Source organism: Pseudomonas sp. UBA7530, assembly GCF_002479365.1.
Classification (GTDB): Bacteria; Pseudomonadota; Gammaproteobacteria; order Pseudomonadales; family Pseudomonadaceae; genus Aquipseudomonas.
Window position 1 is genome coordinate 1 of record NZ_DLMS01000010.1, and the last position, 19,737, is coordinate 19,737.

Genomic DNA, 19,737 nt, shown 5'->3' on the forward strand with positions numbered 1-19,737 from the left:
AGCAGAGCTCGCTCCTACAGGTGAAACAGCGTCTTAGGATTTAACTATCTGCACTTCGTGGTCGTCTTGCTGTGATGAGTCACAGGCTATCAATTGGCGATTACGTTTCGAATGATCTCGATTGATAACGACTGATCCTCGCGATCCCATCAGACGTGGCGAGCACTAAGGCATTCTCCTATGCGTCAATCGAGTCGAATTACCTTCCGTTCCACCTTTCGCATCAAGATCAGCGATCGAGATAGCGACACCCTGATCGGTTATGCCGGCGACGTTTCCGAGTGCGGGATGAAACTGCTGACCGACACCCCGGTAGAGCCGGGAAGCGAGCTGAAGCTGCGTGTGCGTATGCGTGACCGGCAGGGGGAGATGCGCCAGGTGGACGTGGATATGACTTGTCAGTGGTCGCAGGAGAATATCCGCACAGGCTTTTTCGAGGCTGGGCTCGCTCTGCAGGGGGATTCGGCCGAGTACGTCCGGCTGATCGAAGGGATGCGCAAGGTGCGAAAGGAGAAAGCTTAGGCGGGGCCAAAGCCGGTAACGCGGAGAGGAGGACGATCTGCTGCTGTAGCGATCTTTCTGAGAGGCAGGCAAGGCGCGGTGGATGCGAGAGCGCATCCACCTTTGGTGAATCGGTTAGCCCAGGGTGCCGAGAATATTTACACCTACTCGGTCAGGGATCTCGTTCTGCGACAGCACATGCAACCCTGGACTGAAGACCCGGGCGTAGCGGGCCAGCAACGGGCGTAGCTGCGGCATCACGGTCAGTATCGGGGGATGGCCGTCCTTGCGCAGTTTCTCCTTCACCACCGGCATGGTGTTCTGCAACTGGTTTAGCAGGCTCGGTTCCACCGGGATGTTATCCAGACTCACCGGGCCGGCCTGCTGGGCGATGGCCAGAGCATTGAGCAGGGTGTTCTCCAGCGCATTCTCAAGGATGAACACCGACAGCTCCTGACGCTCGCCGGCGATCATGCCGACGATGCTGCGTCGTAGCGCATAGCGCACGTCGGATGCCAGCAGCACCGGGTCCTTGGTCGACTCGCTGGCTTCCAGCAGCGTGGTGGCGATGGTGACGATATCCTTGAGCGGCACCTGCTCCTGCAGCAACTGGCGGTAGACGCGGTGCTGCTGGGTATAACTGAGCTGGTTCTTCAGGCTCTCGGCCAGCTTCGGCGCCTGAACCTGCAGGCGCTGCATCAGGTGGTCGACGTCATCGTGCTTGAACACGTCCGGCAGGTGCTCGCGGATTACCTTGTTCAGGTGCGTGGCGATCACGCTGGCGCAGTCGATCACCTGGTAGCCGAGGTTCAATGCCCGCGCCTTGTCCTCCGGCTGAATCCACACCACTTGCATGCGGTAGGCCGGGTCGACGCCCAGGATGCCGTCGATCTCGCCATAGAGCTCTGGTGAGGGAATGGCCATCATGCGGTCGGCGTGCAGCTCGGCACCGTCGATCTTCTCGCCGTTGATCTGGATACTGTACTGCGAGGCCTTCAGGCGCAGGCTGTCGCGGATATGCACTTCCGGCAGGAGGAAACCCAAGCTTTCCGAAAGAGTCTGGCGTACGCCACGCACGCGCTGGGTCAGCGGCGCGCCGGCGGCTTCGTTGACCAGACCCACCAATTTGTAGCCCAGCGACACGGACAGACGCTCCACCAGCGGAATGTCTTCCCACACCATGTTTTGCGCGCGTTCCTGTTCCATCGCCTTGCCCAGGGCTTCCACTTGCTCCAGGCTCGCTGCTTCTTTCGGCGGGCCATTGCGCGCTACCATCCAGGCGACGAAGGCCACCAGCGCGGCGAAGCTGATGAAGGCCAGGTGCGGCATGCCCGGCACCAGAGCCAGGACGAAGAGGATGCCGGCTACGGTGTAGAGCAGTGCCGGTTGGGCCAGCAACTGACGGTGTACCTGATCGGTAATCTCCGAGGATTCGTTGATCCGCGTGACGATGATGGCCGCCGCGGTGGACAGCAGCAGCGCCGGAATCTGCGCGACCAGGCCATCACCGATGGTGAGCAGGGCGTACTGCTGGAAGGCCTGACCCGCCCCCAGGTCGTAGACGAACAGGCCGATGGCGAAGCCGCCGAACAGGTTGATCAACAGGATCAGGATGCCGGCGATGGCATCGCCACGGACGAACTTCGAAGCACCGTCCATGGCCCCGTAGAAATCGGCTTCCTTGGCCACTTCCGAACGGCGGCGCTTGGCCTCGTTCTGTTCGATCAGACCGGCATTGAGGTCGGCATCGATGGCCATCTGCTTGCCCGGCAATGCGTCGAGGGTAAAGCGCGCGGTGACCTCGGAGATGCGCTCACCGCCCTTGGTGACGACGATGAAGTTGATGATCATCAGGATCACGAACACCACCAGGCCGACTATGAAGTTGCCGCCGATCACCACTTCACCGAACGACTCGATCACCTTGCCCGCCGCACCGGTACCGGTATGGCCTTCGAGCAGCACAACGCGGGTAGAGGCGACGTTCAGGCACAGGCGCAGCAGGGTGGTGATCAGGATCACCGTGGGGAACAGGGAGAAATCCAGCGGGCTCTTCGACGACACGCTGACCAGCAACACGAGGATGGCCATGGCGATGTTGAAGGTGAACAGGGCATCGAGCAGCACGGGTGGCAGCGGCAGGATGACCATGGCCAGGATCGACAGGATCAGCACCGGTATGCCGATACGGCCGCTGCGGAAGGTGGGCGCGAGTTGCTGCAGTAGGTTCATGAATCAGCCCCTGTTGGCCAAGCTGTCGGGAATCGGAAGGTTGCTCGCCAGTTGCGGCTTGCTTCTGCGGCCCTGGCGCCAGGCCTTGAGCTGCAGGATGTAGGTCAGCACATGGGCCACCGCGGTATACAGCGGCGCCGGGATCTGCTGGTTGATCTGGGTGGTGAAGTAGATGGCGCGTGCCAGCGGCGGAATCTCCACCACTTCAAGCTCATGCTTGGCCGCCATCTGGCGCATATACAGGGCGGTCTCATCGACCCCCTTGGCCAGCACGAAGGGCGCGGCGGCCTTCTTGCTGTCGTACTTGAGCGCCACGGCGTAGTGCGTCGGGTTGACGATGACCACGTCGGCGTTCTTGATCACCTTGCTGATCTGCCGCTGCAGCATCTGCCGCTGCAACTGCTTGATGCGCGCCTTGACCTCGGGGCGGCCCTCCTGATTCTTGTGTTCCTCCTTGCGCTCCTGCTTGGTCATGCGCAGTTTCTTGAGGAAGAAATAGCGCTGCAGCGGGATGTCGATAAAGGAGAACACGACGAAGATCAGCATCAGGCACAGGGTCAGATTGAAGGTCAGGTCAAAGGCTGCCGAGACCGCCTCGAGCACGCTGCTGCGCTGCAACGCGATCAGGTCCGGGAGGGCTGCGCGCACCAGAACATAGCCAACGCCGAGCAGTACCAGCACCTTGAGCACCGACTTGAGCAGCTCGCTCCAGTTCTGTGCCGAGAAGATCCGGCCGAGGCCGGTGATGGGGTTGAGCTTGCTGAATTTAGGCGCGAAGTTCTTTGCGGAGAATACCCAGCCGCCGGGTACCAGCGACAGCACCACGACCAGCAGGGAGGTGAGCAGCAGCGGTGCCAGCAGCTTGATGAACACCAGCATGTTGTAGCCAAGCAGGGTGTCGAGGTCATCCAGGCCAATCTCGCTATGGCCGAACTGGATATAGGACAGGCGGAAGCTGTCGCTGAGCCCTTCGAGGAACAGCCCGGCGCTGAACTTGAGAATGAACAGCGTGGCGATCAGCGAGATGGTGGTCGACAGGTCCTTGGAGCGCGCGACCTGGCCATCGTCCTTGCTCTTCTTCAGCTTGTGCGCGGAGGCCTCTTCCGTTTTTTCCTGACCGCTGTTCTGCTCAGACATCGCCGCCCTCGCGCAGGATCACGCCCATGCCGTTGAGCAGCTCGCGGGTCAGATGCAGGTAGCTGTCGGGCAGGTTCGGCAGGGTCAGGTAGATGCACAGCAGGCCCATCAGGATGCTGATGGGGAAGCCCAGGGAGAACAGATTCATCGCAGGCGAGATGCGGTTGAGCAGGCCGAAGCAGAACTGCACCAGGGTCAGGCAGAACACCACGGGCAGGGTTACCAGCACCGCCGCTGCCAGCACCCAGGCGAAGGCCTGGATGAAACTTTGCGCGCCCAGGTAGTGCAGGCCGCTGCCCACCGGCCAGAACAGGAAACTCTGATACAGCACGCTGACGGTGACCAGGTGGCCGTCGATGGCGAAGAACAGCAGCACCAGCAGGATGAAATACAGCTGGTAGATGATCGAAGACGACGACACGCCGTTCACCGGGTCGTTGTAGCGCGCCATGCTCATGCCCATCTGCGTCGACACCACCTCACCGACCAGCATGAAGATGGTGAACACCAGTTGCAGGGTCAGGCCCAGCAGCACGCCGAAGGCGATCTGTTCCAGAGCGGTCATCAGGCCTTTCAGCGATAGCGGATCGATCTGCGGCATGTCCGGCAGTGCCGCACCGAGGGCGACCGTCAGCGCCAGGGCGAGGAGGATGCGTACGCGCACCGACACCGCCTTGTGGTTGAACAAGGGCGCCATGCTGAGCAGCGCGACAATGCGGCAGAACGGCCACCAGTAGGCCTGTAGGCTGGTCAGATACTGGCTGGCATGGAGCACGGGTTCGGACATGCTTCAGCCCACCAGGTGACCGGCCTGCTTGAAAGTTTCGATGAACAGATCCCCCAGGGTGCGCAGGATCCAGTGGCCGGAGAACACCAGCATCGCCAGGGTGATCAGCAGGCGCGGGAGGAAGCTGAGCATCTGCTCGTTGATCTGCGTGGCCGCCTGGAAAATGCTCACCAAGAGGCCGCCGAGCAGGCTCGGCACCACCAATACGCAGACGATCAGGCCGGTAATGTAGACGGCATGGGCCACCAACTCGGCGGCGTGTTCGGGCGTGAACATCGCAAGGCCTCGCTAATAGGGCTGGATACTGGTGGTGAGGGTGCCGACCAGCAGCGTCCAGCCGTCCACCAGAACGAAGACCAGCAGCTTGAACGGCAGCGAGATCATCATCGGCGACAGCATCATCATGCCCATCGCCATCAGCACGCTGGCCACCACCAGGTCGATCACCAGAAAGGGCACGAAGATCATGAAGCCGAGCTGGAAGGCGGTCTTCAGCTCGCTCAGTACGAAGGCCGGCAGCAGCAGGGAGAAGTCCAGTTGGGCGAGGTCGTCGGGCATTTCCTCGCCGGCCAGGGCGACCAGGGTTTCCAGCGAGTTCTTGCTGGTTTGCGCCAGCATGAACTGGCTGATGATGCGCTTGCCTTCGCCCAGGCCCTGCTCGAGGCTGATCTGGTCTGCCTCGAACGGCACGTAGGCCTCCGTGTACATCTCCTGCCACACCGGGCGCATCACAAGCAGGGTGAGGCAAAGGGCGATGCCGATCAGCACCGGGTTGGGCGGGCTCTGCTGCAGGCCGATGGCCTGACGCAGAATCGCCAGGACGATGATGAAGCGGGTGAAGCAGGTCATCATCATCAACATGGCCGGGAGAAAGCCCAGCAGCGTCATGATCAGCAGGATCTGCAGCTTGACGCTCAGAGTCTGGCCGTCTTCGGTGTCGTTGAAGTTGAACAGGGTGATGTCGCCGCCCGCTGCCTGAGCCAGCAGCGGGCAGCACAGGGCCGTCAGCAGCAGGCCAAGTTGCAGCAGCCGGCGCAGCATCACACGCCCAGCCCGCTGAGGCCGCTACCGGACAGCTCGACGATGCGCAGGCCGTAGTTGCCGTTCATCACCACCACCTCGGCCTTGGCGAACAGCGCACCGTTGACCTTCACGTCCAGCGGCTCGCCGGCCAGCTTGTCGAGGGCGATCACGCTGCCGGCGTCGACATCCATCAGCTCCTTGAGGGTGATCTCCGTGGAGGCCACCTCCAGGGTGACGTTGACCGGGATCTTGCCGAAGAAGCTCAGGTCCTGCTGCGGCAATGCGGCGGGCGCCTGCTCGGGCAAGGAGTCGCTGACGGCCTCGTCGAGATTGAGGCCGGCGTCGTTGATCAGGCTGTCGAAATCGTTATCGGAAATGGGGCTGCTCATGGGGTCTTCACGCTCTCAAGAGAAGTCAGGAACAAGGAGCCGTCGTCTTCGAAGATGGCGCCGCGAAACAGCTTCTGCTGGTTGATCTGTACGTCGCAGCGCTCCAGCAGGCGCATCGGCAGGATGTCGCCGGGACGCAGGGCGAGAACCTGCGACAGGGGCATCTGCAGGCTGGCCACCACGCAGTCCAGGCGCACCGGCAACTGACGAATCTGATTGAGCGAATTACCGCTCTGGGCCACCGCAACCGGAGGCGTCAGGCGGCTGGTCAGCTCGTCGACCAGCTGTGTGTCCAGGTAGATGAAGATCGATGCCTGGCTGCCAGTGATATGGCTGGTGAAGTTGAACTCCGCCACGTACTCCCAGGCGGCCTCTTCATAGGCGTTGTCATAAGGTTCGAGCTTGCCGAAGGTCTGGCCGGCGAGGATCGAGCGGGCGAACAGCTGGCTCACGTCCAGGCCCAGGCGCGTACGCATACGCTGCTCCGAGGTGCTCACCGGTGGCGCTTCATGGTTGGGTAGGCAGGTGCCACCGTAGTAACACTCCAGCGCTTCGGTCAGCAGAGGGCGGTCCATGGCGAAGCCGACCTTGCCCAATGGCGAGCGATAGAGGCACTCGGCTTCTTTATTCACCTGCTCGTGAACATCCACCCGCAGCAACTCGAGATTGATTCGATAGTTGCGCAAAAAGTAATCACTGATGATTCGCGGATATTTGCTGGAAAGCTCGCGAATATAGTGCGGAATCTTGTGATAGTGCCGGCCAAGTTTCTGCGGTTTCAACCGGGTCAGACTGTCGGCGGGCACGCCATGAAGGACTTTTTTAATCCCCGTCATGTTGTGGGCTGTATTCCTGGTTGTAACTGCGCGAGCACCCACGAGGCATTCGAAGGGCGTGCAGAGGACGTTTTGATATGCCGGCAGGCCGCAGCAGCATCGCAGGGGCCATGGCGTCGAAAATCATCCGGGCACAGCGCTGCAGCCCAGTGATGACGAGAGGAAGTCTAGGCGGAGGGAGGGTGGGAAATTAAATCAATAGATATCAAATGCTGTTTTTGATGGCTGCTTGCCAGCATTGATAGGAAATAACAGCAAGTAATTCGGCGATTTTCTGTGCGCTTGTTAACGTCCGCGCCGTGATCCGTCGCGCATATAGATGCCACGCAGAAAAGTGCTGCTGAGTTGACCCATAAGGGCGACGGAAAGTTTCAAAAGATTAAGGGGCCCTGTGAAAAAAATCTGTCATCTGCTTGGCAGTTTTGAACACGCGGTCGAACGCCGCCGCCTGGCTCATGAAAGACAACGGGTGATTTACCTTGCAGCATTCAACTCAAACGGTAAGTTACGCCTGCGACGAGCTGTTCGATGAACAGCTGGGGCAGCAACATATAGTCGTGATCGGTCAGGCCGACGCCGCCAGCGAGCGCCTGCTTACCGGCGGCCTGCAGCGCCAGGGTTTCCCTGTTCGACGTTTTGCCAGTTGCCTGGAGCTGGATCCGGCCGTACTGGAAGATGCCAGTCTGGTGCTGGTGTTCGTCAGCAGCCTGGCCGGCAACACGCTGTATGCGCAGGTGGGCGCCATTCTGCGTCAGGCCGGCCGGGTCGGCGTGGTGCCGGTGGTGGAATATGCTGACCAGGAGAAAGCCGCCGCGCTGCTGGAGCTGGGCTGCGTCGATTATCTGCTGGCGCCTTTCAGCGAAGCCCAGCTCAGTGCCTTGCTGCGTCGCCAGGAGTCGGCCAGCTCCGGCGAAGAGGGTTTCGTGTCCTGCTCGCAGGCCGGCCGCCGCCTGCTGGCCATGGCCCAGCGCGTGGCCATGACCCGTGCGCCGATCCTGATTACCGGCGAGACCGGCACCGGCAAGGAACTGATGGCGCGCTACATCCACCGCTTCTCGGCGCAGGATGACGCGCCCTTCATTGCCGTGAACTGCGCGGCGATTCCCGAGCAGATGCTCGAATCCATTCTCTTCGGCCATGAGAAGGGCGCCTTCACCGGCGCCGTGAGCGCCCAACCGGGCAAGTTCGAACTGGCCAATGGCGGCACGCTGTTGCTCGACGAAATCGGCGAGTTGCCGCTGGGGCTACAGGCCAAGCTGCTGCGCGTGCTGCAGGAGCAGCGCGTCGAGCGCCTGGGTGGGCGCCGCGAAATCGCTCTGGATGTGCGCATCATCGCTGCCACCAACCGTGATCTGCAGCAGGAAGTGGCCGAGGGGCGCTTCCGTGCCGACCTGATGTTCCGCCTCGACGTATTGCCGCTGCACATCAGTCCGCTGCGCGAGCGCAAGGAGGACGTGCTGGCCCTGGCGCGCCGTTTCATTCGCCAGTACGCGCCGCAGGACGCGCGCCATGAACTGCTGACCGAAGATGCCTGCCGCGCGCTGCTGGCGCATGACTGGCCGGGCAATGTGCGCGAACTGGAGAATTGCCTGCAGCGTGCGCTGATCCTGCGCAATGGCCTGTACATCCAGGCCCAGGACCTGGGCCTGAGCGTTGCCGCCAGCAGCGCGGCAGAGCTGGCGCCACGCCTGCAGCCACAGGTGCTCGAGGGCGGCAAGGCAGCCTTGCGCGCCAGTGGCAAGTGGGCCGAGTACCAACATGTGATCGACACCATCCGCCGTTTCGGCGGGCACAAGACCAAGGCCGCCGAAAGCCTTGGCATGACCCCGCGCGCACTGCGCTATCGCCTTAACGCCATGCGCGAGCAGGGCGTTCAGATTCCCGTCTAGGAGAAACAAAAGGATGAATCCGATTAGCCAGGTGCAGCAGGACCTGCTGGGCCGCATGGAGCAGATGAAGAACCTCGGCGAAGCGTCGCCGATCAAGCCTGCGCAGGCCTTCGTCGGGCAGCCTGGCGAGGGCGGTTTCGCCACCGCTTTCGATCATGCGGTACGTGCGGTCGACGCACAGCAGCATCGCTCCGGCGAGCTGATGGCGGCCGTCGACAGTGGGCAGAGCGATGACCTGGTGGGCGCGATGATCGAGAGCCAGAAGGCCAGCGTTTCCTTCAGCGCGTTGATGCAGGTGCGCAACAAGCTCTCCAGCGCCTTCGACGACATCATGAAGATGCCGCTGTAAGCGGATCGGGGACTGACGCGTGCTGCAGACTATAAGAAGCAAGCTGCCCGAAACCGGGCTGAAACTCGACCCACGCATGACCCTGATCGGCCTCGCGCTGATCGCCGCCTTGCTGGCGGTTGGTGTGGTGTTCTACCTCTGGCGTGACCAGGGCTCTTTCCGCCCGCTGTACGGAGCCGGCGAGGCCTACCCGGCCGCCGAGGTGATGCAGGTGCTTGATGGCGACGCCATCAGCTACCGCCTGCATCCGCAGAGCGGTCAGGTGTTGGTACGCGAGGATCAGCTCGGCCGCGCGCGCATGCTGCTGGCGGCCAAGGGCGTGCAGGTCAAGGTGCCGGCCGGCTACGAGCTGTTCGACAAGGACGAGCCGCTGGGCACCAGCCAGTTCGTCCAGGACGTACGCCTCAAGCGTAGCCTGGAGGGCGAACTGGCGCGCACGGTGATGGCGCTCAAGGGCGTAGAAGGTGCCCGCGTGCACCTGGCGTTGCAGGAAAGCAGTTCCTTCGTGGTCGGCAAGCGCGAGCCGGGCAAGGCTTCGGTGATGCTGCAGCTGGCACCTGGTTACAAGCTGGCGCCGGAGCAGGTCAGCGCCATCGTCAATCTGGTGGCCGGCAGCGTGCCGCAGCTCGAGGCCGGCAACGTGCAGGTGGTCGATCAGTACGGCGCGTTGCTGTCGCGCGGCATCGATACCCTCGGCGGCCCGGTGCAGAACTGGCAGGTGGTCGATGACTACCAGAGCAAGGCGGTGGCCAATGCCGAAGCGGTGCTGGCGCCGGTGCTCGGTGGCGGCAATTATCGTATCAGCGTGTCGGCCGACATCGACTTCAGCCAGAAGGAAGAAACCTTCCAGGCTTATGGCGAGAACCCGCGGCTGCGCAATGAAGTGCTGCGTGACGAAAGCGTGCTCGACCAGCTGGCGCTTGGTGTGCCCGGTTCGCTGGCCAATCAGCCGCCGCAACCGGCCCCACCGGCCAATCAGGCCGCCAACCAGCAGGCGCAGGCGGGTGCTCAGGCGGACAACGCCAACCAGGCGGCGACCTCGCTGCGCAAGGAATCCAACCGCCAACTCGATTACGACCAGAGCATTACCCACGTCAAACATGCGCCGTTCAGCCTGCGTCAGCAGAGCATCGCCGTGGTGCTCAATGCCGCGGTGGCGCCGGAGGGTGGTTGGACGCCAGAGGCGCGCGAGGAGCTCGCGGCGATGGTCAAGAGCGCCGTGGGTTTCAACCAGGCGCGCGGCGACCTGCTGACGCTGAGCGTCTTCCCCTTTACCGATGCCAGCATCAATGGCGCGGGCGAGGACCTGCTGCCCTGGTGGGAAAACACCAAGGTGCACGACCTGGCCAAGCTTGGCGTGTTCGCCCTGATCAGTCTGCTGTTGTTGCTGATGGTGGTGCGTCCTGCGGTACGCAGCCTGAGCCAGCGCAACCAGGCGGCGCTGCCGGCGGTGGCCGAGGGCGATGATCAGCTGGCGCTGCATGCCGAGCGTGCGGCCGAGCGCCTGCTGGCCCGCGTTGGCGACGATGCGCCGGGGGCCACCATCCTCGGTGAACTCAGCCCTTTGTCGGAGATTCGCCTGCCGGCGCCTGGCTCGGGCCTGGAGCTGCAGATCGAACACCTGCAGATGCTGGCCAAGAACGATCCCGAGCGCGTCTCGGAAGTCATCAAACAATGGATAGGACGCAATGAGCGAGACCTCAACCCAGCCTGACGGCCGCGGTGGTTCCACCGCCAAAGAAATGCGCCTGCGCGTGCAGAAGCGTTCGCTGAGTTCTTCCGAGCAGGCCGCGATCCTCATGCTGAGCATGGGCGACGAGATTTCCGCCGGCGTGCTCAAGCACTTTTCGCGCGAGGAGATCGTCAGCATCAGCCAGGCCATGGCGCGCCTGTCCAACGTCAAGCAGCCGATGGTTTCCGATGTCATCGGCCGTTTCTTCGAGGACTACAAGGAGCAGAGCAGCATCAAGGGCGCCTCGCGTGGCTATCTCGATGGCATGCTTAGCAAGGCGCTGGGCAGCGAGATCACCCGTTCGCTGCTCGACAGCATCTACGGCGAGGAAATCCGCGCCAAGATGGCCAAGATGGAGTGGCTCGATCCGAAGCAGTTCGCCGCGCTGATCGCCAAGGAGCACGCGCAGATGCAGGCGGTGTTCCTCGCCTTCCTGCCGCCGGGCATGGCCAGCGACGTACTCGAGTGCATGCCCAAGGAGCGCCAGGACGAGCTGCTTTACCGCATCGCCAACCTCAGCGAAGTAAACAGCGACGTCATCGCCGAGCTGGAGCAACTGATCGAGCGCAGCCTGGCGGTACTCAGCACCCAGGGCTCGCAGGTGCGCGGAATCAAGCAGGCCGCCGACATCATGAACCGCTTCAAGGGCGACCGCGGGCAGATGTTCGAGCTGCTGCGTGCTCATGACGACCAGCTGGTCGAGCGCATCGAGGATGAAATGTACGACTTCTTCATCCTCTCGCGGCAGAACCAGGACGTGCTCCAGGCGCTGCTCGAAGCCGTGCCGCTGGAAGAGTGGGTGGTCGCCCTCAAGGGCGCCGAGCCCGAGCTGGTGCGCGCCATTCAGGGCGCCATGCCCAAGCGCCAGGCGCAGCAGATGGAGTCGATCAATCGCCGCCAGGGCCCGGTGCCGTTGAGCCGCGTCGAGCAGGTGCGCAAGGACATCATGGCCGTGGTGCGCGAAATGTCGGCCAACGGCGAGCTGCAGGTGCAGCTGTTCCGCGAACAGACGGTGGAATGAGATGACGGTCAAGGTAATCAAGGGCGACGCCCGCCAGTGGCGCGCCTACCGCTTCCCGCCGCGCAACAGCCAGCCGGCAGTGGACTGGAGCGGCGATGCCGCCGGTCTGCAGCGGGCCATGGCCGACGGCTTTCAGCAAGGCATCGAGAAGGGCTACCAGGACGGCCTGCAGCAAGGCGAGGAGGCCGGGCGCCAGGCCGGCTTCGAGCAGGGCCGTGACGAGGGGCTGAAACTCGGGCGTGAGGAAGGCCGCGAGGAGGGCCGTCGCGAATTCGAACTGGCTGCGCAGCCGCTGCAGCAGATCAGCGAGAAGGTCGAACAGTACCTCGGCGAGCTGGAGCACAAGCGCCGCCAGGAGTTGCTGGAGCTGGTGAAGAAGGTCTCGCAGCAGGTGATCCGCTGCGAACTCACGCTGCATCCGACCCAGTTGCTGGCGCTGGTCGAGGAAGCCCTGGCGAGCATGCCGGGCGAGTCCGAAGACGTGCAGGTACTGCTCAGCCCCGAGGAATACGCGCGGATCAAGGCCGTGGCGCCGGAACGTGCCGCCGGCTGGAAGCTGGTGGCCGACGAGCGCCTGGCGCTGGGCGAGTGCAGAGTAGTCACGCCGCAGGCCGAGGCCGACGTGGGCTGCCAGCAGCGTCTGGATGCCTGCATCGATACGCTGGCCGAGCACATGCACCTGGCCGAAGCCTGAGCGGGAGCGAACGCGGATGCTCGACTACAAACTCGACGAAGCGCTGCGCTCGCTCGACGGTGTGCAGCTGGCCAAGGTGGCCGGCCGCCTGGTGCGGGTTTCCGGCATGCTCCTGGAAAGCCTCGGCTGCCAGCGCAGCACCGGCCAGCGCTGCCGCGTCGAGCAGGCCGACGGCAGCCTGCTGGATGCGCAGGTGGTCGGCTTCAACCGCGATATCACCTATTTGATGCCATTCAAGAAGCCGGTCGGCCTGGCCGCCGGCTCGCGGGTATTCCCGGCCAAGGACGAGGCGTTGCTGCAGATCGATGAGTCCTGGCTTGGCCGTGTGGTCAATGGTCTTGGCGAGCCTTTGGACGAGCGCGGCAAGCTCTCCGGGCGCGACCCGCTGCCGGTCGAGCTGCCTTCGGTCAATCCGCTCAAGCGGCGCCCGGTGGAGGCCGCGCTGGATGTCGGCGTGCGCGCCATCAACGGCCTGCTGACCCTCGGCAAAGGCCAGCGTGTCGGCCTGTTCGCCGGTTCCGGGGTAGGCAAGAGCGTGCTGCTGGGGATGATCACCCGACAGACCAAGGCCGATGTGGTGGTGGTCGGGCTGATCGGCGAACGTGGTCGCGAGGTGCAGGAATTCATTCTCCATTCGCTCGGCGAGGAAGGCTTGCGCAAGGCGGTGGTGGTGGTGGCGCCGGCCAACGAGTCGCCGCTGATGCGCCTGAAGGCCACCGAGCTGTGCCATAGCATCGCCGCCTATTTTCGCGACCAGGGCCAGGACGTGCTGCTGCTGGTCGATTCGCTGACCCGCTACGCCATGGCACAGCGCGAGATCGCCCTGGCGCTCGGCGAGCCGCCAGCGACCAAGGGCTATCCGCCGTCGGTGTTCGGCATGCTGCCGGAACTGGTGGAGAGCGCCGGCAACGGCGAGAGCGGCAGCGGCAGCCTCAGCGCCATCTACACCGTGCTGGCCGAGGGCGATGACCATCAGGACCCGATCGTCGATTGCGCGCGCGCCATCCTCGACGGCCATATCGTGCTCTCAAGGCGCCTGGCGGATGTCGGCCACTACCCGGCCATCGACATTTCCGCCTCGGTCAGCCGCTGCATGAGCCAGGTCGGCGAGCCTGCGCACCTGGCTGCCGGGCGCCAGTTCAAGGAGTTCTACAGCACCTATGAAAAGATCAAGGAGCTGATCCCGCTGGGTGGTTACACCCCGGGCATGGACGCCAAGACCGACCGCGCCGTGCAGCTGGCGCCCAGCCTCGAACGCTTCCTGCGCCAGGAGGTCGGTGCCAGCGCCGAGCTCGGCGCCAGCATCGCCACCTTGCAGAGCATCATCAAATGAAAGAACAGCTGGAAATGCTCGGACGCCTGGCCAGCCTGCGCGGCAGCAAGGTGCAGCAAATGCTCGGCCGGGTCAGTTATCAACAGAACCTCTGCCAGCGCTACCGCAACAACATCACCGGCCTCAGCCGCTTGTGCGGCTTCACCGTGCCGATGACCACGCCTCTGCAGCGCGACAATCAGCAGCGCTACAAGGCGACCCTGTACAAGATGGTCGAACTGCAGCGTCGCGAGCTGGCGCTGGCCGAGGAGAACCTGGCGCGTATTCAGCGCGAGCTGCTGGCGGCGATGCGCAGCGAGAAGGTCATCACCCAGTTTCTCGAGGGCAAGATGGGGCAGTGGCAGGAGCAGCTTGCCCGCCAGGAGCAGAAGATTCAGGATGGTCTGGCCGCGCAGGCCTGGTGGCGCACCCAGGTCAGCTAATTTTCATTCGACGTGTTTAAGTTCTTGCCGTGCCCGGTCGCTCTTAGGCCATAACACCACGCGAGTTGGATTCGAATCATGGAAATCAGCAGGCATCTCAAGCCCAGCCTCAACCTGCCCAGCGACGCTCCGGCGCAGGTGCAGAGCGCCCGTCCGCAGCCAGGCGCCAATGCCCGCACCAGCACCAGCCAGGAACCGCGTCTGGAGCAGTTGCAGGACGCCCTGCGCAGCCTGCCGGACGTCGATCTGGACAAGGTCGCTCAGCTCAAGGCCGCCCTGGCGCGCGGTGAACTGAGCAGCGATCCGGCCGCACTGGCCGGCAGCATGCTGACCTACCACAGCGGTAGCGATGCGTGACCACTGCGCGTGAGCAACAGCTGTTGCAGATCGTCGAGCAGGACCTGCATCAGGACTGCGCCGACTATCTGACCCTGCGCGGTCTGATGCAGGAGCTGTATCAACAGTTGCTCAAGCGAGACAGCAGGCAGATCGACCTGCTCAACGAACAGATCCTGCCGCTGGTCGACCAGGCCAAGGCGCGCGCGGAACGCCGCAGCAAGGTGCTCGCCGCCTTCCAGCTGGGCAGTGGCAACAGCGCCATGCAAAAGCTGCTGGCGCGTTATCCACAGGCCCAGCGCAAGCACCTCGAACTCACTTGGGAACAGCTCGGCCAACTGGCCGGCCAGTGCAAGCGTCTCAACGAGCGCAACGGCAAGCTGCTGGCTATGCATAACGAGATTCTCGAGCAGTTGCTCGGCGAGCCGGGCGCCGGCCAGCTGTACACACCGCAGCCGTATTGAGCACTCAGCACCTCCTTGGCCCTTGTTGGAGCGGACTCGTCCGCGAGCTTTAGGCAGGCCAGCATTCGCGGACAAGTCCGCTCCCACGGCCTGGCGCCTGTATCTCCAGCGACGAACTGAAGGCACCTGCCGCAGCTGCTGGCGCGTTATCCACAGGCCCAGCGCAAACACCTCGAACTCACCTGGGAGCAGCTCGGCCAACTGGCCGGCCAGTGCAAGCGTCTCAACGAGCGCAACGGCAAGCTGCTGGCTATGCATAACGAGATTCTCGACCAGTTGCTCGGCGAACCGGGCGCTGGCCAGCCGTACACACCGCAGCCGTATTGAGTACTCAACACCTCCTCGGCTCTTGTGGGAGCGGACTCGTCCGCAAGCTTTAGGAAGGCCAGCATTCGCGGACAAGTCCGCTCCCACAGTCTGGCTCCTGTACCTCCAGCGGCGAACTGAAGGCACCTGCCGCAGCTGCTGGCGCGTTATCCACAGGCCCAGCGCAGACACCTCGAACTAGCGCAACGGCAAGCTGCTGGCCATGTACAACGAGATTCTCGACCAGTTGCTCGGCGAGCCGGGCGCCGGCCAGCTGTACACACCGCAGCCGTATTGAGTACTCAACCCCTCCTCGGCTCTTGTGGGAGCGGACTCGTCCGCGAGCTTTAGGCAGGCCGGCATTCGCGGACAAGTCCGCTCCCATGGTCTGACGCCTGTACCTCCAGCGGCGAACTGAAGGCACCTGCCACGCCGTGCTAGACTCGCGCGCTTTCGATCCGTGGTGATTCCTCCCGTGCCTCACGCTGCTCTCGCTCATCCGCCGCGCTGGCTGACCTGCGCCCAGTTGCATCCGCAGCCGGCTGCCGGTGTGCGCGACTGGTTGTTCAACGAAGACTCGCTGACCCGCCGCCTCACCGCGCTGTCGCATGACGGCTTCTCCGTCACGCCGCTGCAGGAAGGCTGGCAGCGCCTGCGCAGCGACGAATGCGCGCTGATCGGCGTCGCCGAAGGCAGCCAGGGCTGGGTGCGCGAGGTGTACCTGCGTGGTCACGGGCAGCCCTGGGTGTTCGCCCGCAGCGTCGCCGCGCGTAGCGCGCTGGAAGGCTCGGGGCTGAACCTGGCCGAGTTGGGCAGTCGCTCGCTGGGTGAGCTGCTGTTCAGTGACCGTGCCTTCGACCGCGGCGAGTTGCAGGCCTGTCGTTATCCGGCTGCCTGGCTGCCACCGGAGGTGCGCGAAGAGCGCCTGTGGGCGCGCCGCTCCTGCTTCAGCCGTGGTGCGCTCGGCGTGCTGGTGGCCGAGGTGTTTCTGCCGGCGTTCTGGCTGGCGGCGGGCATCGAGGCCTAGAGTTCGCAATACCGTCGCTCAGGCATGTTGGCCCATGGCGTGCTGCTTCGCGACGACTGCATGGATGCAAGGTAGAGCGACGCAGCAAGCCAAAGCCGAGTACGCCCTGGGCGCCTGTGGCAGTGAGCATCGCCGCTAAAGCGCCTCCCACACGCGCTTGCCCGTATAATCCGCGCAACCTGCACGGAGACGCTTCGATGTACACCCGCCTGCTGCAATCGACCACCCGCCTGCACCCGCGCGCCTGGGACTTCATCCAGCTGATGCGCCTGGAAAAGCCGATCGGCATCTACCTGCTGCTGTGGCCGACCTTGTGGGCACTGTGGGTGGCGGCCGAAGGCGTGCCGAGTGCGAAGAATCTGTTCATCTTCGTCGTCGGCGTGATCCTGATGCGCGCCGCCGGTTGCGTGATCAACGACTATGCCGACCGCAACTTCGACGGCCACGTCAGCCGCACCCAGGCGCGCCCGCTGGCCAGCGGCAAGGTCAAGCCGCGCGAGGCGCTGGTGCTGTTCGCCGTGCTGGTGGCGCTGAGCTTCGTGCTGGTGCTGTTCACCAACGCCACCACCATCTGGCTGTCGTTCGGCGGCCTGGCCCTGGCCGCCTGCTACCCGTTCATGAAGCGCTACACCTTCTACCCGCAGGTGGTGCTTGGTGCGGCCTTCTCCTGGGGCATGCCGATGGCCTTCACCGCCGAGACCGGCAGCCTGCCGCCTGAAGCCTGGCTGCTGTACATCGCCAACCTGCTGTGGACCGTGGCCTACGACACCTACTACGCCATGGCCGACCGCGAGGACGATCTGAAGATCGGGATTAAATCCACTGCCATCCTCTTCGGTGACGCCGACCGCCTGATCATCGCCAGCCTGCAGGGCCTGGCGCTGCTCTGCCTGTTGCTGGCTGGCGCACATTTCGAGCTGGGCCTGTACTTCCACCTCGGTCTGCTGGTGGCCGCCGCATGCTTTGCCTGGGAATTCCATGTGACCCGCCGCCGCGAGCCACTGGTGTGCTTCAACGCCTTCCTGCACAACCACTGGGCGGGGTTGGCGATCTTTGTCGGAATCGTGCTGGACTACGCATTGCGCTAGGCACTGCCGCTTACCTGTCATATCGCTGCAATAATTCCGTTATCTAATGCGGCGCAGACAGAGAAACGAATAGAGGCTAAGGCCCCCATGGTTGGCAAGAACATCCTGATCGTCGATGACGAAGCACCGATCCGCGAGATGATCGCGGTGGCCCTGGAGATGGCTGGCTACGAGTGCCTGGAAGCGGAGAATACCCAGCAGGCCCATGCCGTGATCGTCGACCGCAAACCCGATCTGATCCTGCTCGACTGGATGCTGCCCGGCACCAGTGGCATCGAGCTGGCCCGGCGCCTGAAGCGCGACGAGCTGACCAGCGATATCCCGATCATCATGCTCACCGCCAAGGGCGAAGAGGACAACAAGATCCAGGGCCTGGAAGTCGGCGCCGACGACTACATCACCAAGCCCTTCTCGCCACGCGAACTGGTGGCGCGTCTCAAGGCCGTGCTGCGCCGCGCAGGGCCAAGCGACAGCGAGGCGCCGATCGAAGTGGGCGGCCTGCTGCTCGACCCGATCAGCCATCGCGTGACCATCGACGGCAAGCCCGCCGAGATGGGCCCGACCGAATACCGTCTGCTGCAATTCTTCATGACCCATCAGGAGCGCGCCTATACCCGCGGCCAACTGCTCGACCAGGTCTGGGGCGGCAACGTCTATGTCGAGGAGCGCACCGTCGACGTGCATATCCGCCGTTTGCGCAAGGCCCTCGGCGATGCCTACGAAAACCTGGTGCAAACCGTGCGTGGGACTGGGTATCGTTTCTCCACCAAGGGTTAATCGCTGGCGCGAATTTGCGCCAGCCGCTCGACAAGGATGCGCTCCATCGTGAATCAAGACTGGCGTGGCGCCGTGGTGCGTCGGCTGTTGCTGCTGGTGGGTGCTTGCCTGCTGCTCGGTTTCCTCACCGGCGAGTACGCCTGGGTGCTGGCCCTTGGTCTGGCCATTCACCTGGGCTGGACCCTCAGCCAATTGCTGCGCCTGCACAAATGGCTGCGCGAGCACAAACCCGATGAACCGCCACCGGATGGCTACGGCCTGTGGGGCGAGGTGTTCGACAGCATCTATCACCTGCAGCGTCGCAACCAGAAGGCCCGCGGCCGTCTGCAGGCGGTGATCGATCGCGTGCAGGAGTCCACGGCGGCGCTCAAGGACGCCGTGGTAATGCTCGACAGCCAGGGCAATCTGGAGTGGTGGAACCGCGCCGCCGAGACCCTGCTGGGCCTCAAGACACCGCAGGACAGCGGCCAGCAACTGGCCAACCTGGTGCGCGACCCGCGTTTCAAGGAATACTTCGAGCGCGGCAGTTACACTGATGCGCTGGAGATTCCCTCGCCGGTCAACGACCGTCGTCGCCTGCAATTCCATATCACTCGCTACGGCAATCGCGAGCACCTGCTGCTGGTGCGCGACGTCACCCGTCTGTATCAGCTGGAACAGATGCGCAAGGACTTCGTCGCCAACGTCTCCCACGAACTGCGCACGCCGCTGACGGTGATTGCCGGCTATCTGGAGACCCTGCTGGACAATGTCGAGGCGGTCAATCCGCGCTGGCTGCGGGCGCTGCAGCAGATGCAGCAGCAGGGTGCGCGCATGCAGACCCTGCTCAACGATCTGCTGCTGTTGGCCAAACTGGAAGCCACTGACTACCCCTCGGACAACCAGCCGGTGGCGGCCGACCTGATGCTCTTGTCAATCAAGAATGATGCCCAGGCTCTTTCGGGCGATCAGCACCACCGCATCAGCCTAGAGGCCGATCCACACCTCAAGCTCAAGGGCAGCGAGGCGGAGCTGCGCAGCGCCTTCTCCAACCTGGTGTTCAACGCCGTGAAGTACACCCCGGCCGGTGGCGACATCCGCATTCGCTGGTGGGGTGACGAGAAGGGGGCGCACCTGGCGGTCAGCGACACCGGCATGGGCATCGACGCCAAGCATCTGCCGCGTCTGACCGAGCGCTTCTATCGCGTCGATTCCAGCCGCGCCAGCAACACCGGCGGCACCGGCCTCGGCCTGGCCATCGTCAAGCATGTGCTGCTGCGCCACCGCGGCAATCTGGAGATCAGCAGCGTGCCCGGCAAGGGCAGCACCTTCACCTGCCATTTCGCTGCGGCGCAGGTGGTGCAGCGCGCGCGCTGAGTGCTTGCATTCGCCACGACGAAGCTCCAACCTCTAGC

Annotated in this window: 21 protein-coding genes; 14 read left to right on the top strand and 7 right to left on the bottom strand. The window is 63.6% G+C overall.

Going from position 1 to position 19,737, the window contains the following annotated elements; translation table 11 throughout:
* Window positions 1–180 precede the first annotated feature (180 nt).
* A complete protein-coding gene (locus tag B2U07_RS13215) occupies window positions 181–522 on the top strand; it encodes a PilZ domain-containing protein (protein WP_197858528.1) in 342 nt (113 codons plus the stop codon).
* A 114-nt stretch (window positions 523–636) separates the two neighbouring features.
* Here the strand turns inward: B2U07_RS13215 and flhA are convergent, their stop codons facing one another.
* Genes flhA through B2U07_RS13250 form a run of 7 tightly spaced genes read right to left on the bottom strand, consistent with a single transcriptional unit; the run spans window position 637 to window position 6,905 of the window.
* On the bottom strand, window positions 637–2,733 hold the full coding sequence (gene flhA, locus B2U07_RS13220; protein ID WP_275547787.1) for a flagellar biosynthesis protein FlhA: 2,097 nt from the start codon (window positions 2,731–2,733) through the stop codon (window positions 637–639).
* Between the two features lie 3 nt (window positions 2,734–2,736).
* Complete coding sequence (flhB, locus tag B2U07_RS13225) at window positions 2,737–3,870, bottom strand: flagellar biosynthesis protein FlhB (RefSeq protein ID WP_197858530.1); 1,134 nt, start codon at window positions 3,868–3,870, stop codon at window positions 2,737–2,739.
* Window positions 3,863–4,657: a flagellar biosynthetic protein FliR gene (gene fliR, locus B2U07_RS13230; protein WP_275547786.1), complete on the bottom strand. Its 795-nt coding sequence runs from the start codon at window positions 4,655–4,657 to the stop codon at window positions 3,863–3,865. Before fliR ends, flhB begins: the two co-directional genes overlap by 8 nt.
* A 3-nt stretch (window positions 4,658–4,660) precedes the next feature.
* Window positions 4,661–4,933: a flagellar biosynthetic protein FliQ gene (locus B2U07_RS13235; protein ID WP_275547785.1), complete on the bottom strand. Its 273-nt coding sequence runs from the start codon at window positions 4,931–4,933 to the stop codon at window positions 4,661–4,663.
* Between the two features lie 12 nt (window positions 4,934–4,945).
* Window positions 4,946–5,698, bottom strand: coding sequence for a flagellar type III secretion system pore protein FliP (fliP, locus tag B2U07_RS13240; RefSeq protein WP_197858533.1), 753 nt, complete (start codon window positions 5,696–5,698; stop codon window positions 4,946–4,948).
* Complete coding sequence (gene fliN, locus B2U07_RS13245) at window positions 5,698–6,069, bottom strand: flagellar motor switch protein FliN (protein ID WP_197858534.1); 372 nt, start codon at window positions 6,067–6,069, stop codon at window positions 5,698–5,700. The genes fliP and fliN overlap by 1 nt, the downstream gene beginning before the upstream one ends.
* Window positions 6,066–6,905, bottom strand: a complete 840-nt coding sequence (locus tag B2U07_RS13250; protein ID WP_197858535.1) for a FliM/FliN family flagellar motor switch protein — start codon at window positions 6,903–6,905, stop codon at window positions 6,066–6,068. Before B2U07_RS13250 ends, fliN begins: the two co-directional genes overlap by 4 nt.
* Window positions 6,906–7,384: 479 nt before the next feature.
* Here B2U07_RS13250 and B2U07_RS13255 point away from each other — a divergent pair, with 479 nt between their 5' ends.
* The 13 genes from B2U07_RS13255 to phoR all read left to right on the top strand — a co-directional run bounded on the left by B2U07_RS13255 (window position 7,385) and on the right by phoR (window position 19,699).
* Entirely contained in the window at window positions 7,385–8,794 is a 1,410-nt protein-coding gene (locus tag B2U07_RS13255) for a sigma-54 dependent transcriptional regulator (protein ID WP_275547784.1), read from the top strand.
* A gap of 13 nt (window positions 8,795–8,807) precedes the next feature.
* Window positions 8,808–9,143 (top strand): flagellar hook-basal body complex protein FliE, encoded by a 336-nt coding sequence (locus tag B2U07_RS13260; protein ID WP_275547783.1) that lies wholly within the window; start codon window positions 8,808–8,810, stop codon window positions 9,141–9,143.
* Between the two features lie 19 nt (window positions 9,144–9,162).
* Entirely contained in the window at window positions 9,163–10,857 is a 1,695-nt protein-coding gene (fliF, locus tag B2U07_RS13265) for a flagellar basal-body MS-ring/collar protein FliF (RefSeq protein WP_275547782.1), read from the top strand.
* Complete coding sequence (locus tag B2U07_RS13270) at window positions 10,832–11,896, top strand: FliG C-terminal domain-containing protein (RefSeq protein ID WP_197858539.1); 1,065 nt, start codon at window positions 10,832–10,834, stop codon at window positions 11,894–11,896. Before fliF ends, B2U07_RS13270 begins: the two co-directional genes overlap by 26 nt.
* 1 nt (window position 11,897) lies before the next feature.
* A complete protein-coding gene (gene fliH, locus B2U07_RS13275; RefSeq protein WP_275547781.1) occupies window positions 11,898–12,590 on the top strand; it encodes a flagellar assembly protein FliH in 693 nt (230 codons plus the stop codon).
* Between the two features lie 16 nt (window positions 12,591–12,606).
* On the top strand, window positions 12,607–13,923 hold the full coding sequence (gene fliI / locus B2U07_RS13280; RefSeq protein ID WP_013717781.1) for a flagellar protein export ATPase FliI: 1,317 nt from the start codon (window positions 12,607–12,609) through the stop codon (window positions 13,921–13,923).
* Complete coding sequence (locus B2U07_RS13285) at window positions 13,920–14,345, top strand: flagellar FliJ family protein (protein WP_197858541.1); 426 nt, start codon at window positions 13,920–13,922, stop codon at window positions 14,343–14,345. Before fliI ends, B2U07_RS13285 begins: the two co-directional genes overlap by 4 nt.
* Window positions 14,346–14,423: 78 nt before the next feature.
* Window positions 14,424–14,702, top strand: coding sequence for a flagellar biosynthesis anti-sigma factor FlgM (gene flgM, locus B2U07_RS13290; protein ID WP_161867928.1), 279 nt, complete (start codon window positions 14,424–14,426; stop codon window positions 14,700–14,702).
* Window positions 14,699–15,145: a flagellar export chaperone FlgN gene (gene flgN / locus B2U07_RS13295; protein WP_275547780.1), complete on the top strand. Its 447-nt coding sequence runs from the start codon at window positions 14,699–14,701 to the stop codon at window positions 15,143–15,145. The genes flgM and flgN overlap by 4 nt, the downstream gene beginning before the upstream one ends.
* A gap of 781 nt (window positions 15,146–15,926) precedes the next feature.
* Window positions 15,927–16,478, top strand: coding sequence for a chorismate--pyruvate lyase family protein (locus B2U07_RS13305; RefSeq protein ID WP_275547779.1), 552 nt, complete (start codon window positions 15,927–15,929; stop codon window positions 16,476–16,478).
* A 197-nt stretch (window positions 16,479–16,675) separates the two neighbouring features.
* The gene (gene ubiA, locus B2U07_RS13310; protein ID WP_275547778.1) at window positions 16,676–17,566 is read left to right on the top strand and encodes a 4-hydroxybenzoate octaprenyltransferase; all 891 of its coding nucleotides are present in this window, start codon (window positions 16,676–16,678) and stop codon (window positions 17,564–17,566) included.
* A gap of 87 nt (window positions 17,567–17,653) precedes the next feature.
* Window positions 17,654–18,343, top strand: a complete 690-nt coding sequence (phoB, locus tag B2U07_RS13315) for a phosphate regulon transcriptional regulator PhoB (RefSeq protein ID WP_003242584.1) — start codon at window positions 17,654–17,656, stop codon at window positions 18,341–18,343.
* 36 nt (window positions 18,344–18,379) lie between these two features.
* The gene (gene phoR / locus B2U07_RS13320) at window positions 18,380–19,699 is read left to right on the top strand and encodes a phosphate regulon sensor histidine kinase PhoR (protein ID WP_275547777.1); all 1,320 of its coding nucleotides are present in this window, start codon (window positions 18,380–18,382) and stop codon (window positions 19,697–19,699) included.
* The last annotated feature ends 38 nt before the right edge of the window (window positions 19,700–19,737 follow it).